Here is a 19,408-nt window from a genome sequence, read left to right on the forward strand (position 1 = left end):
AGGCGCACGTGGTGGGGGCGGCCGGACCGGCCGCCCCCACCCGTCAACGCCGCCCCGACCAGGCGTCCTCGGCGGCGTAGTCGAAGAGGTCGCCGTACGCCGTGTACATCTCCGGGTAGGCCTCGCGCCAGTCCCGTCCTGCCAGCCGCTCCTCGATGAAGGCCACCGTCCGGGGCAGGGCGTCGGCGTACCGGGCGACCGGGCGGTAGCCCAGCTCTTCGCGTGCCGCGCCCATGTCACACACCACCGGAGCCGGCACGGTCCACGGGGTGTACCCCACGCCGTGCGCCGGCGGAGGGCCGTCCACCAGCAGGTACTCGGCCTCGACACCCATCACCGCGTCGATCGCCGCCCCGATCTCCGCCACCGTCGGGGCGTCCGGGGCCACCGCGTTCAGGACGCGGGTGCCCGGCCTCGCTGCGGCCAGCCTGATCAGCTCGGCGATGTTGTGGACGCCTGCCGGGTGGAAGCGGCACGTACCGCCGTACGCGAGCACGCGCCGCCGTCTGCCGTCGAGGTTGCGCTTGACGAAGTAGAGCTCGCGCGGAGTCCGGCAGTACGGCCCGTGGACCGCGCCCGCACGCAGCAGGGTCACCGGCAACCGGTCGCCGGCCGCCAGGAGTTCCCGCTCCAGCGCCGCCTTGCGGGCACTGTAGGAGCCGTTGCCCGGGCGGACGGTGCGCTGCGCCTCCGTGAGCGGCACCGGGTACTCGGGGAAGCCGCCGGGCTCGCCCTGCGTGTCGAAGCCGCGGCCCCTGTCGTCCTCGTAGACCGACACGCTGGAGACCACCACCGCCGAACCGACTCGTCCGGCGAGCGAGACCAACTGCCGTGCGTGCCGCTCTCCGTGGGCCACCACGTCCACCAGCACGTCGCAGTCCCCGCCCACCGCCGCCGCCAGCGCCGCGTCGTCGTCCCGGTCGGCGACCACCGCCCGTACGTCCCCGGACCACCGCGGGTCCCGGTCGCCGCTCCGCGAGACGGCCGTCACCTCCCACCCGTCCCGGGCCAGCGCGTCCACCGCCGCCCGTCCGATCTGTCCCGTCGCCCCGATCACCACCGCACGCGTCATACGACGACCGTAGGTGCCCCGGCCCCGGCCGGTCCCGCCGTTCTGCCGGCGGCAGAGGACGCGGCCCCCGAGGGCCCCGGCCAACGAGGACGCGGCCCCCGAGGGCCCCGGCTAACGGCGCGGCAGCCGGGGGAACCTGCGGCTCTCGGCCGCCTTCCGTGCCTCCTCGGCCTTCACGTCCGCGGCGTACCGGTCGACGTACTCCTGGCCGGACAGCGTGAGGATGGCGTGGACGATCTCGTCGGTGACGGCACGCAGCACGGCCTTCTGGCCCTCCATGCCCGCGTAGCGGGAGAAGTCGAGGGGTTCGCCGAAGCGGATCACCACGGGGTGCAGCCTCGGGATCTTCCGGCCCGGCGGCTGCGCCTCGAACGTGCCGATCATCGCGCAGGGCACGACGGGCACCCCGGCCCGGAGCGCCATCACCGCGACGCCGACCTTGCCCTTGTACAGCCGGCCGTCGTGCGAACGGGTGCCCTCCGGATAGATGCCGAGCAACTCGCCCCGCCCCAGCACACCGAGCCCCTCGCGGATCGCGGCCTGCCCCGCCTCCTTGCCGGAACGGTCGACCGGGATCTGACCGGCGCTGCGGAAGAAGAACGCGGTCAGCCTGCCCTTGAGGCCCGGCCCGGTGAAGTACTCGGCCTTGGCGAGGAAGGTGATGCGGCGCTTGAGCACCGCGGGCATCAGGAAGTGGTCCGAGAAGGAGAGGTGGTTGCCCGCGACGATGGCCGCCCCCGAGTCCGGCACATGGTCCAGGCCCTCGATCCGCGGGCGGAAGACGACCCTCAGCAGCGGGCCCAGCAGGACGTACTTGAGCACGTAGTAGAACACGGTGCGTCTCCAGTTCTCCGGGCTCCCGGCCGGCCGTCGGCGACCGGTGCCCGATCGTAGCCCGAGGGCGCCGGAACCGGACGGGAGCGGTTCGGCCGCTCTTCGGCCAACTCGATTGACGCGGCCCACCGCGTCCTCTGTGCTGTCCGGTGGCGGAACGCGCGAAGCCCGGGCGGCGCACGGCCCGCGGCGGGGGCGCGACCGGGGGGAGGGCGGATGGGCGGCGGATCGGCGCGGGCGGCCGGGGCCCCGTGGGCGGAGTTCGGGCGGCACCTGCGCGCCCTGCGCAGGGCGGCGGGGCTCACCCAGGTGCAGCTCGGCCTGCGGGTGGGCTACCACCACTCGGCCGTGAGCAAGCTGGAGGCGGGCCTGCGCGAGCCGCCCGTGGGACTGGTGCGCAGGCTCGACACCGTGCTGGAGACGGGCGGGGAGCTGGCCGCGCTGGCCGCCGCACCGCGCGAGGTGCCCCGGGGGCCGGGCCGGTTCCCGGCCGACCCGGCGCTCTTCGCGCCGCTGCCCGGGGCGGACGCCGCCGAGGGGCAGGGCGCGCCGGACCTCCGGATGTGGCCCGCGCGGCTGCCCGCCGAGGGACTGGTGTGCCCGCTGCACGGCACCGCCGGGTGCGCGGTGCCCGAACCGGGCGAGTGGCCGGCGGTGCTCGGCGGTCCGGGCCCGGCGGGCGGTCGCGTCCCGAAGTGGGGCGCCGGCACCGGAGCGGCGGTCGCCGAGGGGGAAGTGCTGCACGGCCTCACCGCCGTCCTCGCCTGTCTGATCCGCGAGGCGTTCCGGCACGAGGGCCGCGTGACGGCCGTCGAGGGGCTGCTGCGGGCGCTGGCCCGCTGGGCCCAGGAGGTCAACTCCGCCGGGCGGCTGCCGTACGGGCAGTTGCGGCTCGGCGCGCAGTACGCCCAGGTCGCCGGCCGGCTGCGGATGGAACGCGGGCAGATCGGTGTCGCCATGGCCTGGTTCGGCCACGGACTGCGCTGGGCGGACGCCGTCGAGGACGCGCCGGCCCGCGCGACCCTGCTCAGCGACATGTGCACCCTGGTCCGGCTCGACGGAGCCCCCGCGCTGATGCTCGGCTACGCCCGGGGCATCGGCGCGGTGGACGGGCGGCGCCGGTGGACGGCCACCCTGTCCGACCTCTACCAGGCGCGCGGTCACGCCCTGGCGGGCGACGCCGCGCAGTGCCGCCGCCACATCACCCTGGCCCGGCGGGGATTCGCCCGCCTCGCCCGTCGCGACCACCTGGAGGCGCCGTGGATGGCCGGGGCCGAGGGCGCGATGCGGGTCGACTCGGCGGTCGGCGGGGCCCTGCGGGACCTCGCCGTGGCGACGGGGGACCGTGCGGCTGCCCGGCGCGCGGTCGACGCCACCGCGCGCTCGCGCGCACAGGTGCCGCCCCAGATGCGCAGCGCACGCCTGCTGCTCACCCTCCGCCTGGCGGACAGCCTGGCCTGCGCCGGCGACCCCGGCGCCGCCGTCGCCCTCGCCTCGGAAGTGCTGCCGGCGGCGGTGCGCTCGCGCGAGTCGATGGTCGCCGCCGAACTGCGCGGGCTGCACACCCGGCTCACCGGGAAGTGGGCCGACCTGCCGGAGGTGCGGGAGTACCGGGAGCGGCTGCTGGCCGCGGGGGAGTGACGGGCGGGGCCCGGCCGCCGCGCCCCACGCGTACTTGCCGGATTTTGCCAGGACGGTACCGCGCCCGCGGAGCCGTTGATTCCGGTGCGGCGGGGTGTGAGGGTTCCGCCAGCCCGCGACATGACATGCAACCGACACCCATGGGACGCGCATCCGCACCCCGGGCCGCGCGTCCGGCACGTCCTGGCCCGGGCCGGCCCGCAAGGAGCCCCCCACTCTCACAAGGAGCCACGATGCTCAGACAGACCGCGGTGGCCGGGACAGTCCTGGCCATGACACTCGCAGGGGCGGTGGTACCGGCCTCCCTCGCCTCGGCGTCGGAGCGGTCCGCGCCCTCCGCGGCGCAACCCACCCCCGTCGAAAGGGCCGTCGCCGCGGCCGACCGGGCCGTCCGCAGCGGCCTGGACTCCCTGGCCGCCGGCGGCCCCGACGAGCAGTACGACCGTCACCAGGTCACCCCCTGGGACCAGGACCTGTTCTCCGTCGCCTACGAGCGCACCTACCACGGTCTGCCGGTGGTCGGCGGCGACGCCGTCGTCCTCGCCGACGGCAAGGGCCGGGTACGCGCCGTGCAGTCCGCCACCGAGGCCGCGATCGCCGTGCCCACCGAGGCCGCGGTCAAGGCCGAGCAGGCGGTGCGGACCAGCCGCAAGCGGCTCGCGCACGTCGACGAGGTCGACTCCCGGCGGCTGGTGGTCCGGGTCAAGGACGACGTCCAGACCCTCGCCTGGGAGACCGTGCTCGTCGGCACGACCGAGAACCACGTGCCCAGCAGGCTGCACGTCTTCGTCGACGCCCGTACCGGCAAGGTGGCCGACACCTACGACGACGTGAAGGCCGGCACCGGCCACAGCGAGTGGAACGGCCCCGACCCGCTGACCATCGACACCTCCCGCTCGGGCAGCCAGTACGCCCTGCGCGACACCACCCGCCCCGGCCTGCAGTGCTCGGACTACAACGGCGGCCTGTTCACCGGACCGGACGACGACTGGGGCACCGGCAACGCCTCCAGCCGCGAGACCGGCTGCGTCGACGTCATGTACGCGGCGCAGAAGGAGTCGGACATGCTCCGCGACTGGCTCGGCCGCAACGGCCACAACGGCAACGGCGGGAGCTGGCCCGCCCTGGTCGGCCTCAACCAGCTCAACGCCTACTGGGACGGCTCACGCGTCACCATCGGCCACAACAGCGCCGGCAAGTGGATCGGCGGCATGGACGTGGTGGGCCACGAGTACGGCCACGGACTCGACAGCTTCACCCCCGGCGGCGCCAACCACGAGAGCGGCCTGGGCGAGGCCACCGGCGACATCATGGGCGCCCTGACCGAGGCCTACGCCAACCAGCCCGCGCCCTACGACACCCCCGACTACACCGTCGGCGAGAAGATCGACCTCCAGGGGCGCGGCCCGATCCGCAACATGTACAACCCCCGGCTGGTCAACAACGACCCCAACTGCTACTCCGCCGCCATCCCGAACACCGAGGAGCACGCGGCGGCCGGTCCCATGAACCACTGGTTCTACCTCCTGGCCGAGGGCTCCGCTCCCGGCGGCGGCAAGCCCGCCAGCCCCACCTGCGACGGCAGCCAGGTGACCGGCGTCGGCATCCAGAACGCCGGCAGGATCTTCTACGGCGGGATGCTGCTCAAGACCAGCGGCATGACCTACAAGCGGTACCGCACCGCCACCCTCACCGCGGCCAAGAACCTGGACGCCTCCTGCGACCTGTTCGACGCCACCAAGGCGGCCTGGAACGCCATCGACATCCCGGCCCAGAGCGGCGACCCCACCTGTGCCCGGCAGGAGACCGACTTCTCACTGGCCCTCAGCCCGGCGAGCGGCGACGTCGAAGCCGGTTCCGCGGCCAACGCCACCGTCGACACCACCACCGTCGCCGGCAGCGCCCAGCAGGTGTCCCTGACGGCCACCGGCACCCCGCCCGGCGTGAGCGTCACCTTCAGCCCCTCGACGGTCACCTCCGGATCCAGCTCGGCCATGCGGGTCGCCACCACCTCCGGCACCGCCGCCGGCACCTACGCGATCACCGTCAAGGGCACCGCGGGCAGCAGGAGCCACACCGCCCAGTACACCCTCACCGTCGGCGGCGGCACCACCCCGGGCACGCCGCCCGACGTCGACGTGGCCCAGGTGCAGGCCCACCTCGCGCAGTTCGGCTCCATCGCCGCGCAGAACGGCGGCAACCGCCGCGCCACCGGCCCCGGATACACCGCCTCCCTCGCCTACGTGAAGGGCAGGCTGCAGGCGGCCGGCTACACCGTCACCGAGCAGACCTGCACCTCCGGATGCACCGCGGGCGCGGGCAACAACCTGATCGCCGAGTGGCCCAAGGGCGACGCCGGCAGCGTCTACATGTTCGGCGCCCACCTCGACGGCGTCTCGGCCGGCCCCGGCATCAACGACAACGGCTCCGGATCCGCCGCGCTCCTCGAGACGGCGCTGACCCTCGCCGAGCAGAACCCGGCCATGAAGAACCGCGTCCGCTTCGCCTGGTGGACCGACGAGGAACAGGGCCTGAAGGGCTCCGACTTCTACACCCGCACCCTGTCCACGACCGAGCGCGGCAGGATCAAGGCGTACTACAACTTCGACATGGTCGCCTCCGTCAACGGCGGTTACTTCATCAACAACCTGACCTCCTCCGCCTCCGCCCCGATGCGGGAGTACTGGACCTCCCTCGGGCTCGCGCCGCAGGAGAACGTCGAGGGCCAGGGCCGCTCCGACGACTACTCGTTCCAGAAGGCCGGCATCCCCACCTCCGGCTACGCGACCGGCGCGTCCGCGGTCAAGTCGGCCGCGGAGGCCGCCAAGTGGGGCGGCACCGCCGGCCGGCCCTACGACCCGTGCTACCACTCCGCCTGCGACACCACCTCCAACATCAGCGCCACCGCGCTCAACCGCAGCGCCGACGGCATCGCGTACACGATCTGGAAGACGGCCGTCGGGGACGACCCCGCCCCGAAGGACGACTTCTCGCTCTCCGCCGACCCGGCCTCCGGCACGGTCACCCCGGGCGGCTCCGCGACGGTCACCGTGAACACCGCCACGACCAGCGGCGACGCCCAGAACGTGCGCCTTTCGGCGTCCGGCGCGCCGACCGGCGTGAGCGTGGTCTTCACGCCGGACTCGGTCACCTCCGGCCAGTCCTCGACCGCCACGGTCCGGGTCGCCGCGGGCACGGCCGCCGGCACCTACACCCTGACCCTCACCGGCACGGGCACCGTCACCCACACCACCACCTACACCCTCACCGTCCCGGGCGACGGCGGCGGTGAGACCACCTGGAAGCAGGGAGCCACCTACGCGGCCGGTGACGTGGTGACCTACGGCGGCGTCCGCTACCGGTGCCTCCAGGGCCACACCGCCTACCCCGGCTGGGAGCCGCCCAACGTCCCCGCCCTGTGGCAGCGCCTGTGACACACCACTGACCCCCTGCGGGAACGCCTGACATGCCAAGGGGCGGTGGGGTTCGCACGGAACCCCACCGCCCCACGGCGCGCGCCCGCACCCCGCGGCGTCAGAACCGCGGCGTCGGCGCCTGCGCCTCGACGATCTCCGCCGCCTCCTCCTCGGTTCCCACCGACGGAGGGGAACCCGCCAGCGGCTTCTGCGCCGTCTCCTTCATGCAGGCCACGGCCACGACTCCGATCAGGGCCGCCGCCATCGAGTAGTAGGCCGGCATCATCTCGGAGCCGGAGACACTGATCAGGGCGGTGATCACCAGCGGCGTGGTACCGCCGAACAGGGACGCCGACAGGTTGTAGCCGACCGACAGGGACCCGTAGCGGACGTTGGTCGGGAACATCGCGGGGAGCGCCGCCGACATCGTGCCCAGCAGGCACACCAGCGACAGGCCGAGCATCAGCATGCCGCCCGCGACCGCGAGCAGACTGCCCTGGCGCACCAGCAGGAACGCCGGAGCGGACAGGACGAAGAAGCCGATCATGCCGGTCATCAGGACGGGCTTGCGGCCGAAGTGGTCGGAGATCCGGCCGACCTGGTTGATGATCAGCATCAGCAGCACCATCGTCGCCACCAGGATCATCAGCCCGTGGCTCTCGCTGTAGTGCAGCTCGTCCGACAGATACGTCGGCATGTACGACAGCAGCATGTAGTCGGTGATGTTGTAGGCGCCGACCAGGGCGATGCACAGCACCAGCGACCGCCAGTGCGTGCGGAAGATCTTGACGAGGTCGCCCCGGGCGGTGGTCTCCACCGCGGTCGCCGCCTCCGAGATGTGGACGTTGGAGTCCTCCAGCTTCAGGAACGCGGGCGTGTCGTCCAGCTTCAGCCGCAGATAGATACCCACGATGCCCAGCGGCGCGGCGACCAGGAAGGGGATCCGCCAGCCCCAGGCGTCCATCGTGTCGCTGCCGAGCCCCGCCGTCAGCGCGGTGACCAGGCTCGCCGCGCCCGTGTACCCGGCCAGCGTGCCCAGTTCCAGGAAGCTGCCGAAGAACCCGCGCCGCTTGTCCGGCGCGTACTCGGCGATGAAGGTCGACGCGCCGCCGTACTCACCGCCCGTGGAGAAGCCCTGGAGCAGGCGGAAGAGGATCAGCAGCAGCGGGGACCAGAAACCGATCGCGTCGTAGCTGGGGATGAACCCGATGGCGGCGGTGCCGATCGCCATGAGGATCATCGTCAGCGCGAGCACCTTCTTGCGGCCGATCTTGTCGCCCATCGGCCCGAAGACCATGCCGCCGATCGGCCGCACCAGGAACGCCACGGCGAACGTGGCGAACGAGGAGAGCAACTGTGCCGTGTCGCTCCCGGACGGGAAGAACACGCGGCCGATGGTGCCCGCCAGATAGGCGTAGATGCCGAAGTCGAACCACTCCATGGCATTGCCGAGAGAGGCCGCCTTCACGGCACGCTTGACCGCGGCCTCGTCCGTGACGGTGATGTCCGACCGCCGCAGCCGGGGGTTCTTCCGACGCCTGATCGCCCGGAACAGGGCGGGGTGGCGGCGTACCGCCGCGGTGTCGGTCTCTGGGCCGTTCTCGGTGGGGGACGTGGCGGCCTCCCTTTCCACGCGCAGACACTCCGGGGAGGAGCCCTGCTCGGTCGTACGTCTTCCAGCTCGTACCCGTTCCCCCGATGATGCTGGGTATGGTCGTGACTTCGGTCATGTGACTGGGCCGATGAGGTGAGCGCCCGGTGAGTACGCTTCGCACATGCGTATCTCCGTCTCCTCCGACATGGACGAACCCGTCGCCCGGCTCCTCGTCGAGGAGCTGCGCGCCCGCGGCCACGACGTGCGCGCCTACGGCGCACTGGACCCCGCGGCGGACCCGCGGTGGGCCGTCGGCTCCGAGCAGGCGGCGCGCGAGGTCGCCGAGGGGCGGGCCGACCAGGCCGTGGTGTGCTGCTGGACCGGCACCGGCGCGTCGATCGCCGCGAACAAGGTGCCCGGCGTCCGCGCCGCCCTGTGCACCGACGCCTACACCGCCGGCGGCGCCCGCCGCTGGAACGACGCCAACGTCCTCGCGCTCGGTCTCAGGCTGACCTCCGGTCCGCTGCTGAGGGAGATCCTCGACGCCTGGTTCGCGGCCGGGCCGAGCGAGGACGCCGAGGACCGGGACAACGTCACGCACGTCGAGCGGCTCGACGAAGGACGCCGAGCCGCTCGGTGACCGGCGCGGGGCCGGTCAGGAGGTCAGGACCTTCTCCAGCGTCCCGAGGGCGCCCGTCAGCTCCTCGGCCGTGACGGTCAGCGGCGGGGCCAGCCGGATCGTCGAACCGTGCGTGTCCTTGACCAGGACACCCTCGCGCATGAGCCGTTCACTGATCTCGCGCCCGGTGCCCAGCGCCGGGTCCACGTCGACGCCCGCCCACAGTCCCCGCGCCCGGAAGCCGACGACGCCCTTGCCGACCAGGGTGGCCAGGCCCTCGCGCAGCACCGTGCCCAGCTCGGCCGCGCGGCGCTGGAACTCTCCGGTCTCCAGCAGCTCCACCACCGCCGTGCCGACCGCCGCGGCCAGCGGATTGCCGCCGAACGTCGAACCGTGCTCGCCCGGGTGCAGCACCCCCAGCACCTCCCGCCGGCCGACCACCGCCGACACCGGCACGATGCCCCCGCCCAGCGCCTTGCCGAGCAGCACCACGTCCGGCACCACCGACTCGTGCTCGACGGCCAGGGTGTGCCCCGTGCGGCCCAGCCCCGACTGGATCTCGTCCGCGACGAACAGGCAGCCCCTGCGCCGGGTCAGCTCCCGCACGCCCGCCAGATAGCCGTCGTCCGGGATCAGCACACCCGCCTCGCCCTGGATGGGCTCGATCAGCACGGCCGCCGTCGTCTCGTCGACCGCAGCCTCCATCGCGGCCAGGTCGTTGTACGGCACGATCCGGAAGCCGGGGGCGAAGGGGCCGAAGCCCTGGCGGGCCGTCTCGTCGGTGGAGAAACCGACGATCGTCGTCGTCCGGCCGTGGAAGTTGTCCGCGGCCACCACGATCGTCGCCCGGTCGGCCGGGACGCCCTTCACGTCGTAGGCCCACTTGCGGGCCACCTTGATGCCGCTCTCCACCGCCTCGGCGCCGGTGTTCATGGGCAGCACCATGTCCGTGCCGGTCAGCGCGGCCAGCTTCTCGGCGAAGCCCGCGAGACGGTCGTTGTGGAAGGCGCGCGAGGTCAGCGTCAGCCGGTCGAGCTGGCGATGGGCGGCCCCGATCAGCGCCGGATGGCGATGGCCGAAGTTGAGCGCCGAGTAGCCGGCCAGCATGTCCAGGTAGCGGCGGCCCTCCACGTCCTCCACCCAGGCGCCCTCGGCGCGGGCCACCACGACGGGCAGCGGGTGGTAGTTGTGCGCGAGGACGGGCTCCTCCGCGCGGATCAGCTCCGCCGAGCCGCGGTGCGTACGGGCGGGTGCGGTCATGAGCGGGACTCCCGGATCTCCTGGGTGCAGCACTTGATGCCGCCACCGGCCTTGTGGAACTCGGACAGGTCGACGGGGACGGGCACGTAGCCGAGACCGGCGAGCCGGCCGGCCAGCTCCCGGGCCCCGGGGGCGATGAACACGTGCCGTCCGTCGGACACGGAGTTGAGCCCGAACGCCATCGCGTCCGCGCGGGTGGCGACCACCGCGTCCGGGTACAGCCGCTGCAGCACCTCACGGCTGCCGGGCGAGAAGGCGCCGGGGTAGTACGCGATGTTCCCGCCGTCGCCGTCCTCCCCGTCGTCGAGGACGAACAGCGCCGTGTCCAGGTGGTAGAAGTACGGGTCCACCAGGGTCAGCGAGATCACCGGCACCCCGAAGAACTCCTGCGCCTCGCGGTGCGCCTCGGGGGTGGTGCGGAACCCGGTGCCGGCCAGGATCCAGCGGCCGGCCGGGACCAGGTCGCCCTCGCCCTCGCAGACCGACTCGGGGTGGTGGACCTCGAAGCCCTCCGTCTTGAACCACGCCTCGAACGGCACCGACTCGGGACGCCGCTCGGGCGCGCGGAAGAGGGAGCCGAGGACCCGGCCCCCGACCACGACCGCGCAGTTCGCGGCGAAGACCATGTCGGGCAGACCGGGGACCGGGGCGACCGTGTCCACGGTGTGGCCGTGGGCACGGTAGGTGTCGACCAGTGCCTGCCACTGGTCGAGGGCGCGGATGACGTCGACGGGCCGGCCGGTGCTCATCCACGGGTTGATCGCGTACTGCACGGCGAAGTGTCTGGGTTCGCAGACCACGAAGCGCCGCCGGCGCGGCACACGGGGCTCGGTCACAGAGGGGTACCTCCGCTTTTCACGGTGTGTCACGGGGTGATGACACCACGGTAGGAAGTGGCGCCCGAGCCCGACAAGCGCAGAAAGCTGCGTGTTCCCGCAGGGACGCTGCGTTGTCCCCCCGGTCAGCGCACGTCCGCTGCGTCGTCCGGCGCGAGCAGGGCGGCTCCCGCCTCAGGACTCTCCGGGATCAGGTGGGACAGCACCATCACACTGATCGTCTTGCGGATGAACGGCTCCGCACGGATCCGCTCCAGCACCTCCTCGAAGTGCTCCACGTCCCGCGCCCGCACGTGCAGCAGCGCGTCCGCGCCGCCGGTCACCGTCATCGCCGCCGTGATCTCCGGATAGCCCCGCACCACCTCCGCGAGCCGCCGCGGCGGCGCCGCCCCCTCGCAGTACACCTCCACGTACGCCTCCGTGCGCCACCCCAGCGCGGAGGGCCGCACCGTCGCCGTGAACCCGGTGATCACGTCCGTCTCGCGCAGCCGGTCCACCCGGCGCTTGACCGCCGTCGCGGACAGCCCGATCTCCGCGCCGATCTCGGCGAAGGACGTCCTGGCGTTCTCCATCAGAGCGGTGACGATCTTCCGGTCGAGTTCGTCGAAGGAAGCGGGCCTGCTGTTCATGCGGGCACCGTATCCAGCGGATACGGCCACGTCGCAGGCGTGGGCAGATGCCCGGATCGCCCCTACACTCCACCTTCATGCTGCGCGCCCTGGCCGTCGACGACGAACGCCCCACGCTCGAGGAACTCGTGTACCTGCTCAACGCCGATCCCCGCGTCGGCACCGCGGAGGGCGCGGGCGACGCGACCGAGGCGCTGCGCCGCATCAACCGGGCCCTGGAATCGGGCCCCGACGGTCCCGAGGCCATCGACGTCGTCTTCCTCGACATCCAGATGCCCGGCCTCGACGGACTGGACCTCGCCAGGCTGCTCACCGGGTTCGCCCGGCCGCCGCTGGTCGTGTTCGTCACCGCGCACGAGGACTTCGCCGTCCAGGCCTTCGACCTCGAGGCCGTCGACTACGTGCTCAAACCGGTCCGCAAGGAGCGCCTCGCGGAAGCGGTGCGCCGGGCCGCCGAACAGCGCACCGCGGCCGTGCCCGCCCCGCGCGTCCCCGTGCACGAACCCGACCCCGACCACGTCACCGTCGAACTCGGCGGCGTCACCCGCTTCGTCCCCGTCGACGAGATCACCCACGTCGAGGCCCAGGGCGACTACGCCCGCCTCCACACCGACCGGGGCAGCCACCTCGTGCGCATCCCCCTGTCCACGCTGGAGGAGCGCTGGCGCGCCCGCGGGTTCGTCCGCATCCACCGCCGCCACCTGGTCGCCCTGCGCCACATCGGCGAACTGCGCCTGGACGCGGGCACCGTCAGCGTCCTGGTCGGCACCGAGGAACTGCAGGTCAGCCGGCGCCACGCCCGCGAACTGCGGGACCTGCTCATGCGGAGGCCCTGAAACCGTGCCCCAGGACCCCGCGGAACGCCGCGTCACCGTCACCGCCCCGGCCAGGGGCACCGTGCCCCACGCCCGGCTCCGCTCGCGCGGCCGGCACCCCCAGCCCTCCGGCCACTACCGTCCGCGCACCGAGATCGACGAGCAGACCACCCTCGGCCACACCTACGTCCGCTCCCTGATGCGCAGCCAACTGCGCGCCGGGCTCACCGCCCTCGCCGTCCTGGGCCTGCTCGTCGGCCCGCTCCCGCTGCTGTTCGCGGCGCTGCCCGACGCCCGCCACCTGGAGTGGGCCGTCCTCGGCTTCGGCCTGTACGTCCCGCTGGTCCTGCTCGCCCGCTGGTACGTGCGCCGCGCCGAACGCAACGAACGCGACTTCGTCCGCCTCGTCGAGGACCGATGACCCCGCCGGTGGGCAGCGAGGCCGGAAAGAGGCCATGAACCCCAGCTACGCCATCACCGCCGTCGCCCTCGTCGTGGTGGCCACCGTCCTCGTCGGCGCCTTCGGCCTGCGCATCTCCCGGACCACCTCCGACTTCTACGTCGCCTCCCGCACCGTCGGACCCCGCCTGAACGCCGCCGCCATCAGCGGCGAGTACCTCTCCGCCGCCTCCTTCCTCGGCATCGCCGGACTGGTCCTCGTCCAGGGGCCGGACATGCTCTGGTACCCGGTCGGCTACACCGCCGGCTACCTCGTCCTGCTCCTCTTCGTCGCCGCCCCGCTGCGCCGCTCGGGCGCCTACACGCTGCCCGACTTCGCCGAGGCCCGGCTCGCCTCCCAGGGGGTGCGGCGGCTCGCGGGGGCCTTCGTGGTCGGGGTCGGCTGGCTGTACCTGCTGCCGCAGCTCCAGGGCGCCGGCCTGACGCTGACCGTGCTCAGCGGGGCCCCCGGCCGGCTCGGCGGGGTGATCGTCGCCGTCGTCGTCACCGCGATAGTCGCCGCCGGCGGCATGCGCAGCATCACCTTCGTCCAGGCATTCCAGTTCTGGCTCAAACTCACCGCGCTGCTCGTCCCCGCCCTCTTCCTGGTGCTGGCCTGGCAGGGCGACGGCGCCCCCGGCCGCCCCTTCGAGGAACCCGCCACCTTCCGCGAGCAGCGCTCGGTCCGCGTCGACGCCACCCTCACCCTCAAGCTCGACGAGCCGCTGACGGTCACCGTCGACGGCACCGTGGACGGCCGCACCCACGACGGCGCCCGTCTCGCCCTGCCCGCCGGCACCCACCGCATCGACGCCGGCACCCGTCTCACCTTCGCCCCGGACACCCCCGTCCCGGCCGCCGGACGCGGCGCCGACGACGCCCTGTCGCCCTCCCGGGCCGAGAGCCGCGCGGAACGCCCGCTGTACGCCACGTACGGCCTGATCCTGGCCACCTTCCTGGGCACCATGGGGCTGCCCCACGTCGTGGTCCGCTTCTACACCAGTCCGACCGGCGTCGCCGCCCGCCGCACCACCGTCGCCGTCCTCGGCCTGATCGGTGCCTTCTACCTGCTGCCGCCCCTCTACGGAGCCCTCGGCCGCCTCTACGCCCCCGAACTGACCCTGACCGGGGAGGCCGACGCCGCGGTCCTGCTGCTGCCGGACCGGGTGATCGGGGGAGTGGGCGGCGACCTGCTCGGCGCGCTGGTCGCGGGCGGTGCCTTCGCCGCCTTCCTGTCCACCGCGTCGGGGCTCACCATGGCCGTCGCGGGGGTGCTCACCCAGGACGTGCTGCCCTCCCGCGCGGTGTCCCACTTCCGGCTCGGCACCGTGCTCGCCATGGCCGTGCCGCTGGCGGCGAGCACGCTGGTCGGCGGACTGCCGGTCGCCGACGCCGTCGGCCTCGCCTTCGCCGTGTCGGCCTCCTCCTTCTGCCCCCTGCTCGTCCTCGGCATCTGGTGGCGGCGCCTCACCCCGCCCGGTGCGGCCGCCGGGATGCTGGTGGGCGGCGGCTCCGCGCTCCTCGCCGTCGCCGCCACCATGGGCGGCTTCCCGGGCGGCGGCTGGGCGCTGCACGCGCTGCTGGCCTGGCCCGCTCTGTGGTCGGTGCCGCTGGGCTTCCTCACCATGGTGCTGGTCTCCCTGGCCACCCCGGGCCGGGTCCCGGCCGGGACGGCGGCGATCCTGGCCCGCTTCCACCTGCCGGAGGAACTGGGCAAGCGGGAGACCGCGTCGTGAGCGGCGCGACAGGAGGCTTCCTGGCGGGCCTGGCGGTCGCCCTGCTCCCGCTGCTGGCCGCCGGTTTCTGGCTGGGCCGGCGCACGGCCCGGCCGCAGCACCTCGGCGGCCTGGGCACCCCGGTCGAGCACGCCACCTTCCAGACCCTGCACACCGCCTCCCTGGCCGCGCCCCCGCTGCGGGCGGGCCTGACCGAGGAGACCGCGGGGAAGTCGGCCCGCAAGCTGCGCTCCCTGCTGGGCACGGACGCGCTGTGCCTGACCGACCTCGAACAGGTCCTGGTCTGGGACGGCGCGGGCACCCACCACCGCACCGAGATCATGGAACGCCTGTCGGGACCGCTGGCCACCGGCCGGGGCGAGGCCTTCCGCCTGACCTGCGACATCCCGGACTGCGCGGTGCGCTGGGCCGTCGTCGCCCCGCTCACCGTCGACGACCGGGTGCACGGCGCCCTCGTCGCCTGCGCGCCCCGCGAGTCCGCCGTCCTGGTCCGCGCGGCAGGCGAGGTGGCCCGCTGGGTCTCCGTCCAACTCGAACTCGCCGACCTCGACCAGTCCCGCACCCGCCTCATCGAGGCCGAGATCAAGGCCCTGCGCGCCCAGATCTCCCCGCACTTCATCTTCAACTCGCTCGCGGTGATCGCGTCCTTCGTGCGCACCGACCCCGAGCGCGCCCGCGAGCTGCTCCTGGAGTTCGCCGACTTCACCCGCTACTCGTTCCGCAGGCACGGCGACTTCACCACGCTCGCCGACGAGCTGCACGCCATCGACCACTACCTGGCGCTGGTGAGGGCCCGCTTCGGCGACCGCCTCGCCGTCACCCTCCAGATCGCCCCCGAGGTGCTGCCGGTCGCCCTGCCCTTCCTGTGCCTCCAGCCCCTGGTCGAGAACGCCGTCAAGCACGGCCTGGAGGGCAAGTCCGACCGGTGCCGCATCCAGATCACCGCCCAGGACGCGGGAGCCGAGGCGCTGGTGGTCATCGAGGACGACGGCGCCGGCATGGACCCCGGCCTGCTGCGCCGCATCCTCGCGCGCGAGGTCAGCCCGTCGGGCGGCATCGGGCTGTCCAACGTCGACGACCGTCTCCGCCAGGTCTACGGGGACGACCACGGGCTCGTCATCGAGACGGCCGTCGGCGCGGGCATGAAGATCACGGTCCGGCTGCCGAAGTACCAGCCGGGCGTGCACTCGGCGGGCCGGATCGGCCGCGAGTGAGCAGGGACCCCGTGCGGGGCTCAGGCGCTGCGGCCGGCCACCAGCCCCAGGGTGATCAGGCCCAGCACGACCCAGCCGAACCACAACCAGCCGTTGCTTCCGAGCGCCACCGTGTAGGCCGTCACCGCGACCAGGCCGCCGATGGTGAGCGCCCCCATCGCCTTCGTCGAACTGTCCGTGGAACCGGGCATCGCAACACCCTCCTCGTGTCCGTTGCCCTCCATGGTGCCCCGTTCAGCCGCCGCGTGTGTTCAGTGAGGCCAGATAGGCGTTGTAGGCGGCCAGTTCCTTGTCGCCGTCGCGCTCGGCGGCCCGGTCGCTGCGCCGGGCCTGCCGCTCCTCCGAGGCGTACCACTGGAAGAGCAGCGCGAGCAGCACCAGCACGGACGGGACCTCGCTGAACGCCCAGGCGATGCCGCCGGCCGCGTTCTGGTCGGAGAGCGCGTCGATGCCCAGGGAGGCGGGCGGGTTCTTGAACGTGTCGACCATCGGGGACGAGGCCATCATCAGCGCGATGCCGAAGAACGCGTGGAACGGCATGCCCGCGAACAGCTCCAGCATCCGCATCAGGTAACCCGGCCGGTGCGGGCCCGGGTCCACGCCCATGATCGGCCAGAAGAACACCAGGCCGACGGCGAGGAAGTGCACCATCATCCCGATGTGCCCGGCCTGGGAGCCCATGAGCGTGTCGAAGAGGGGCGTGAAGTACAGCGCGTACAGGCTCGCGATGAACAGCGGGATGGTGAACGCCGGATGCGTGATGATCCGCATGTAGCGGCTGTGCAGCAGCATCAGCAGCAGCTCGCGGGGCCCCTTGCGGCCGCGGCCCGCCGGGGGCAGCGCGCGCAGGGCCAGCGTGATCGGAGCGCCGAGCAGCAGCAGGATCGGCGACACCATGCTGATGACCATGTGCTGCACCATGTGCACGCTGAACATGACCATGCCGTAGTCGTTCAGCTTGGTGCACATCATCAGGGCGACGCTCAGCACACCGGCCGCGAAGGCCACGGTCCGGCCGACCGGCCACTTGTCACCGCGCCGCACCAGGCGGACGACGCCCCAGCCGTACAGCGCCAGTCCGAGGAGACAGGCGACGAGGAAGAAGGGGTCCGCCGACCAGGCCAGGCCCCGCCCCAGCGTGAACGGCGGCAGATCCATCGTCATGCCGTGCCCGCTGTGATCCATCCGCCCGCTCCTGTTTCGTGGGGGTTGAGCGCGGTTGAACGCCGCTTGTCCGAAGCAAGCGTAGAGCCGCCCCCGGCCGCATCTGCGACCGGGGGCGGTGAAACGCCTCAGGGGCGCGGGACCGTTGCGATGTGCGGCTCCGCCGCGGGGGCGCGGTCAGCCACGGACTACCGGCGGACGGCGTACCGCGGCAACCTCACAGAACACATTCCGCTTCCGCGTACCGCGCATCCGGCACCGTCTTCAACGACTCCACCGCCTCGGCCAGCGACACCATCTCGATGTCCGTGCCGCGCAGCGCCGTCATCATCCCGAACTGCCCCCGGTGCACCGCCTCCACCGCGTGCCACCCGAACCGCGTCGCCAGCACCCGGTCGTACGCCGTCGGCGTACCGCCGCGCTGCACGTGTCCGAGTATCACCGGCCGGGCCTCCTTGCCGAGGCGCTCCTCCAGCTCGACCGAGAGCTGGCGGGCGATCCCGGCGAAGCGCTCGTGGCCGTAGACGTCCTTGCCGCCCTCGTCGAAGTCCATGGTGCCGGCCTTCGGCTTGGCGCCCTCCGCCGCCACCACGATCGCGAACCGCTTGCCCGCGGAGAAGCGCTCGCCGACCTTCGCGGTCAGCTCGTCGATGTCGAAGGGGCGTTCCGGGACGACGACGGCGTGCGCGCCGGCCGCCATGCCCGAGTGCAGCGCGATCCAGCCGGTGTGCCGGCCCATGACCTCGACGATCAGGACCCGCTGGTGCGACTCGGCGGTGGTCTTCAGCCGGTCCAGGGCCTCGGTGGCGACGGTCACCGCGGTGTCGAAGCCGAAGGTGACGTCGGTGACCGCTATGTCGTTGTCGATGGTCTTCGGCACGCCCACGATCGGCAGGCCGTTGTCGGACAGCAGCCGGGCCGCCTTGAGCGTGCCCTCGCCGCCGATCGGGATGATCGCGTCGAGGCCGAGTTCCGCGACGTGGCCGCGGGCCCGCTCGACGCCGTCCCGCAGGTGCTCCGGACGGACCCGGGAGGAGCCGAGTATGGTGCCGCCGCGCGCCAGGATGCCGCCGACCGCGTCGAGGTCGAGCTTGAGGTAGTCGCACTCCAGGAGGCCCTTCCAGCCGTCCCGGAAACCGATGACCTCGTCGCCGTGGTCGACGACGGCACGGTGCACGACGGACCGGATGACGGCGTTCAGGCCTGGGCAGTCGCCGCCGGACGTGAGGACACCAATGCGCATAGCCCGAAATACCTTCTCCACGTGGCACGGGTCCGGACCGCGCTGTCCGGCTCGATTCCCCGCCACCCTAGCGGTACCCGGGCGCGGGGCCGAACCACGCGTCCGCCTGCTGGACGCACCCGCTCACCTGTGCGGATGCGCCATCAGACGGGCTGGGACCGCAGGTCTCAGGCGGGCTGCTGCGCGGCCGCGATGCGCTCGTTGCGCAGCGCCTCGTACCACCGGTCGTCGGTCGGCGGCAGTGCGTTCACGTCGAGGGCCAGCTTGAGCAGCAGGTCCGCGATCAGCGGGTTGCGGGCCAGTACGGGGCCGTGCATGTACGTGCCGAAGACCGTGTCGTTGTAGGCGCCCTCGGTGCCGTCGCCCGTGCCGTTGCCGTTGCCGAAACGGACCTGGGCGAGCGGACGGGCGCTGGGCCCGATGTGGGTGATGCCCTGGTGGTTCTCGAAGCCGGTCAGCGGGGGCAGGCCGAGGCGCGGGTCGATGTCGCCGAGGACGTCGCCGACGCAGCGCGCGCCCTCGCCGCGGGTCGAGACCACGTCGAGCAGGCCGAGACCGGGCTCGCGCTGACCGAGGTCGTTGATGAACTCGTGGCCCAGGATCTGGTAGCCGGCGCAGACGGAGAAGACGATCGCGCCGTTCTCCACCGCCCGGTGCAGCCCGCCGTCGCGGCGCAGCCGCTCCGCCGCGAGCCGCTGCGGCCGGTCCTCGCCGCCGCCGATGAGGTAGATGTCGCCGGAGGTCGGGATGGGCTGGTCGCTGCGCACGTCGAGACGGGCCACGTCGAGGCCGCGCTGGCGGGCGCGGCGCTCCACGACGAGGGCGTTGCCCTGGTCGCCGTAGGTGCTGAGCAGGTCCGGGTAGATCCAGACGATCCGCAGTTGGTTGTCGCTCACG

17 protein-coding genes are annotated in these 19,408 nt (G+C 73.0%); 7 read left to right on the plus strand and 10 right to left on the minus strand.

Annotated features, from left to right (window positions below; translation table 11 throughout):
• Positions 1–43 precede the first annotated feature (43 nt).
• Both IG88_RS0100615 and IG88_RS0100620 read right to left on the minus strand, forming a co-directional pair.
• The gene (locus IG88_RS0100615; protein ID WP_031033610.1) at positions 44–1,072 is read right to left on the minus strand and encodes an NAD-dependent epimerase/dehydratase family protein; all 1,029 of its coding nucleotides are present in this window, start codon (positions 1,070–1,072) and stop codon (positions 44–46) included.
• 111 nt (positions 1,073–1,183) lie between these two features.
• The gene (locus IG88_RS0100620; RefSeq protein WP_031033612.1) at positions 1,184–1,906 is read right to left on the minus strand and encodes a lysophospholipid acyltransferase family protein; all 723 of its coding nucleotides are present in this window, start codon (positions 1,904–1,906) and stop codon (positions 1,184–1,186) included.
• 216 nt (positions 1,907–2,122) lie between these two features.
• On the opposite strand from IG88_RS0100620, the gene IG88_RS38235 reads away from it, so the two are divergent.
• Both IG88_RS38235 and IG88_RS0100630 read left to right on the plus strand, forming a co-directional pair.
• Positions 2,123–3,547: a helix-turn-helix domain-containing protein gene (locus IG88_RS38235; protein ID WP_051851704.1), complete on the plus strand. Its 1,425-nt coding sequence runs from the start codon at positions 2,123–2,125 to the stop codon at positions 3,545–3,547.
• Positions 3,548–3,780: 233 nt separating this feature from the next.
• Complete coding sequence (locus IG88_RS0100630) at positions 3,781–6,981, plus strand: M28 family peptidase (RefSeq protein WP_031033617.1); 3,201 nt, start codon at positions 3,781–3,783, stop codon at positions 6,979–6,981.
• 100 nt (positions 6,982–7,081) lie between these two features.
• Here IG88_RS0100630 and IG88_RS0100635 read toward each other — a convergent pair whose 3' ends face one another.
• Complete coding sequence (locus IG88_RS0100635) at positions 7,082–8,596, minus strand: MFS transporter (protein ID WP_031033619.1); 1,515 nt, start codon at positions 8,594–8,596, stop codon at positions 7,082–7,084.
• A 142-nt stretch (positions 8,597–8,738) separates the two neighbouring features.
• On the opposite strand from IG88_RS0100635, the gene IG88_RS0100640 reads away from it, so the two are divergent.
• On the plus strand, positions 8,739–9,197 hold the full coding sequence (locus IG88_RS0100640; protein ID WP_031033621.1) for an RpiB/LacA/LacB family sugar-phosphate isomerase: 459 nt from the start codon (positions 8,739–8,741) through the stop codon (positions 9,195–9,197).
• Between the two features lie 15 nt (positions 9,198–9,212).
• On the opposite strand, the gene rocD is transcribed toward IG88_RS0100640, so the two are convergent.
• From rocD to IG88_RS0100655, 3 genes are all read right to left on the minus strand, one after another.
• Positions 9,213–10,436 carry an ornithine--oxo-acid transaminase gene (gene rocD, locus IG88_RS0100645; protein WP_031033623.1) on the minus strand — a complete coding sequence of 408 codons (1,224 nt, stop codon included), beginning with the start codon at positions 10,434–10,436 and terminating at the stop codon, positions 9,213–9,215.
• Entirely contained in the window at positions 10,433–11,272 is an 840-nt protein-coding gene (gene ddaH / locus IG88_RS0100650) for a dimethylargininase (protein ID WP_031033625.1), read from the minus strand. Before ddaH ends, rocD begins: the two co-directional genes overlap by 4 nt.
• A 125-nt stretch (positions 11,273–11,397) precedes the next feature.
• Positions 11,398–11,901, minus strand: coding sequence for an Lrp/AsnC family transcriptional regulator (locus IG88_RS0100655; protein ID WP_031033627.1), 504 nt, complete (start codon positions 11,899–11,901; stop codon positions 11,398–11,400).
• Between the two features lie 77 nt (positions 11,902–11,978).
• Here IG88_RS0100655 and IG88_RS0100660 point away from each other — a divergent pair, with 77 nt between their 5' ends.
• From IG88_RS0100660 to IG88_RS0100675, 4 genes are read left to right on the plus strand one after another with little or no spacing between them, the layout of a single operon-like run.
• Positions 11,979–12,737 (plus strand): LytR/AlgR family response regulator transcription factor, encoded by a 759-nt coding sequence (locus tag IG88_RS0100660; RefSeq protein WP_031033629.1) that lies wholly within the window; start codon positions 11,979–11,981, stop codon positions 12,735–12,737.
• A gap of 4 nt (positions 12,738–12,741) precedes the next feature.
• Complete coding sequence (locus IG88_RS0100665) at positions 12,742–13,137, plus strand: hypothetical protein (protein ID WP_031033631.1); 396 nt, start codon at positions 12,742–12,744, stop codon at positions 13,135–13,137.
• Positions 13,138–13,171: 34 nt separating this feature from the next.
• Positions 13,172–14,890 carry a cation acetate symporter gene (locus IG88_RS0100670; protein ID WP_031033632.1) on the plus strand — a complete coding sequence of 573 codons (1,719 nt, stop codon included), beginning with the start codon at positions 13,172–13,174 and terminating at the stop codon, positions 14,888–14,890.
• Entirely contained in the window at positions 14,887–16,104 is a 1,218-nt protein-coding gene (locus tag IG88_RS0100675; protein WP_031033635.1) for a sensor histidine kinase, read from the plus strand. The genes IG88_RS0100670 and IG88_RS0100675 overlap by 4 nt, the downstream gene beginning before the upstream one ends.
• A gap of 20 nt (positions 16,105–16,124) precedes the next feature.
• On the opposite strand, the gene IG88_RS42245 is transcribed toward IG88_RS0100675, so the two are convergent.
• The 4 genes from IG88_RS42245 to IG88_RS0100695 all read right to left on the minus strand — a co-directional run bounded on the left by IG88_RS42245 (position 16,125) and on the right by IG88_RS0100695 (position 19,407).
• Positions 16,125–16,295: a hypothetical protein gene (locus IG88_RS42245; protein WP_031033637.1), complete on the minus strand. Its 171-nt coding sequence runs from the start codon at positions 16,293–16,295 to the stop codon at positions 16,125–16,127.
• A gap of 43 nt (positions 16,296–16,338) precedes the next feature.
• The gene (locus tag IG88_RS0100685; RefSeq protein WP_031033639.1) at positions 16,339–17,289 is read right to left on the minus strand and encodes a cytochrome c oxidase assembly protein; all 951 of its coding nucleotides are present in this window, start codon (positions 17,287–17,289) and stop codon (positions 16,339–16,341) included.
• A 196-nt stretch (positions 17,290–17,485) separates the two neighbouring features.
• The gene (locus IG88_RS0100690; protein WP_031033641.1) at positions 17,486–18,511 is read right to left on the minus strand and encodes a 6-phosphofructokinase; all 1,026 of its coding nucleotides are present in this window, start codon (positions 18,509–18,511) and stop codon (positions 17,486–17,488) included.
• Positions 18,512–18,678: 167 nt separating this feature from the next.
• Complete coding sequence (locus IG88_RS0100695) at positions 18,679–19,407, minus strand: type 1 glutamine amidotransferase (RefSeq protein ID WP_031033644.1); 729 nt, start codon at positions 19,405–19,407, stop codon at positions 18,679–18,681.
• Between the last annotated feature and the right edge of the window lies 1 nt (position 19,408).

This window comes from Streptomyces sp. NRRL F-5650 (assembly GCF_000721365.1).
Taxonomy (GTDB): domain Bacteria; phylum Actinomycetota; class Actinomycetes; order Streptomycetales; family Streptomycetaceae; genus Streptomyces; species Streptomyces ardesiacus.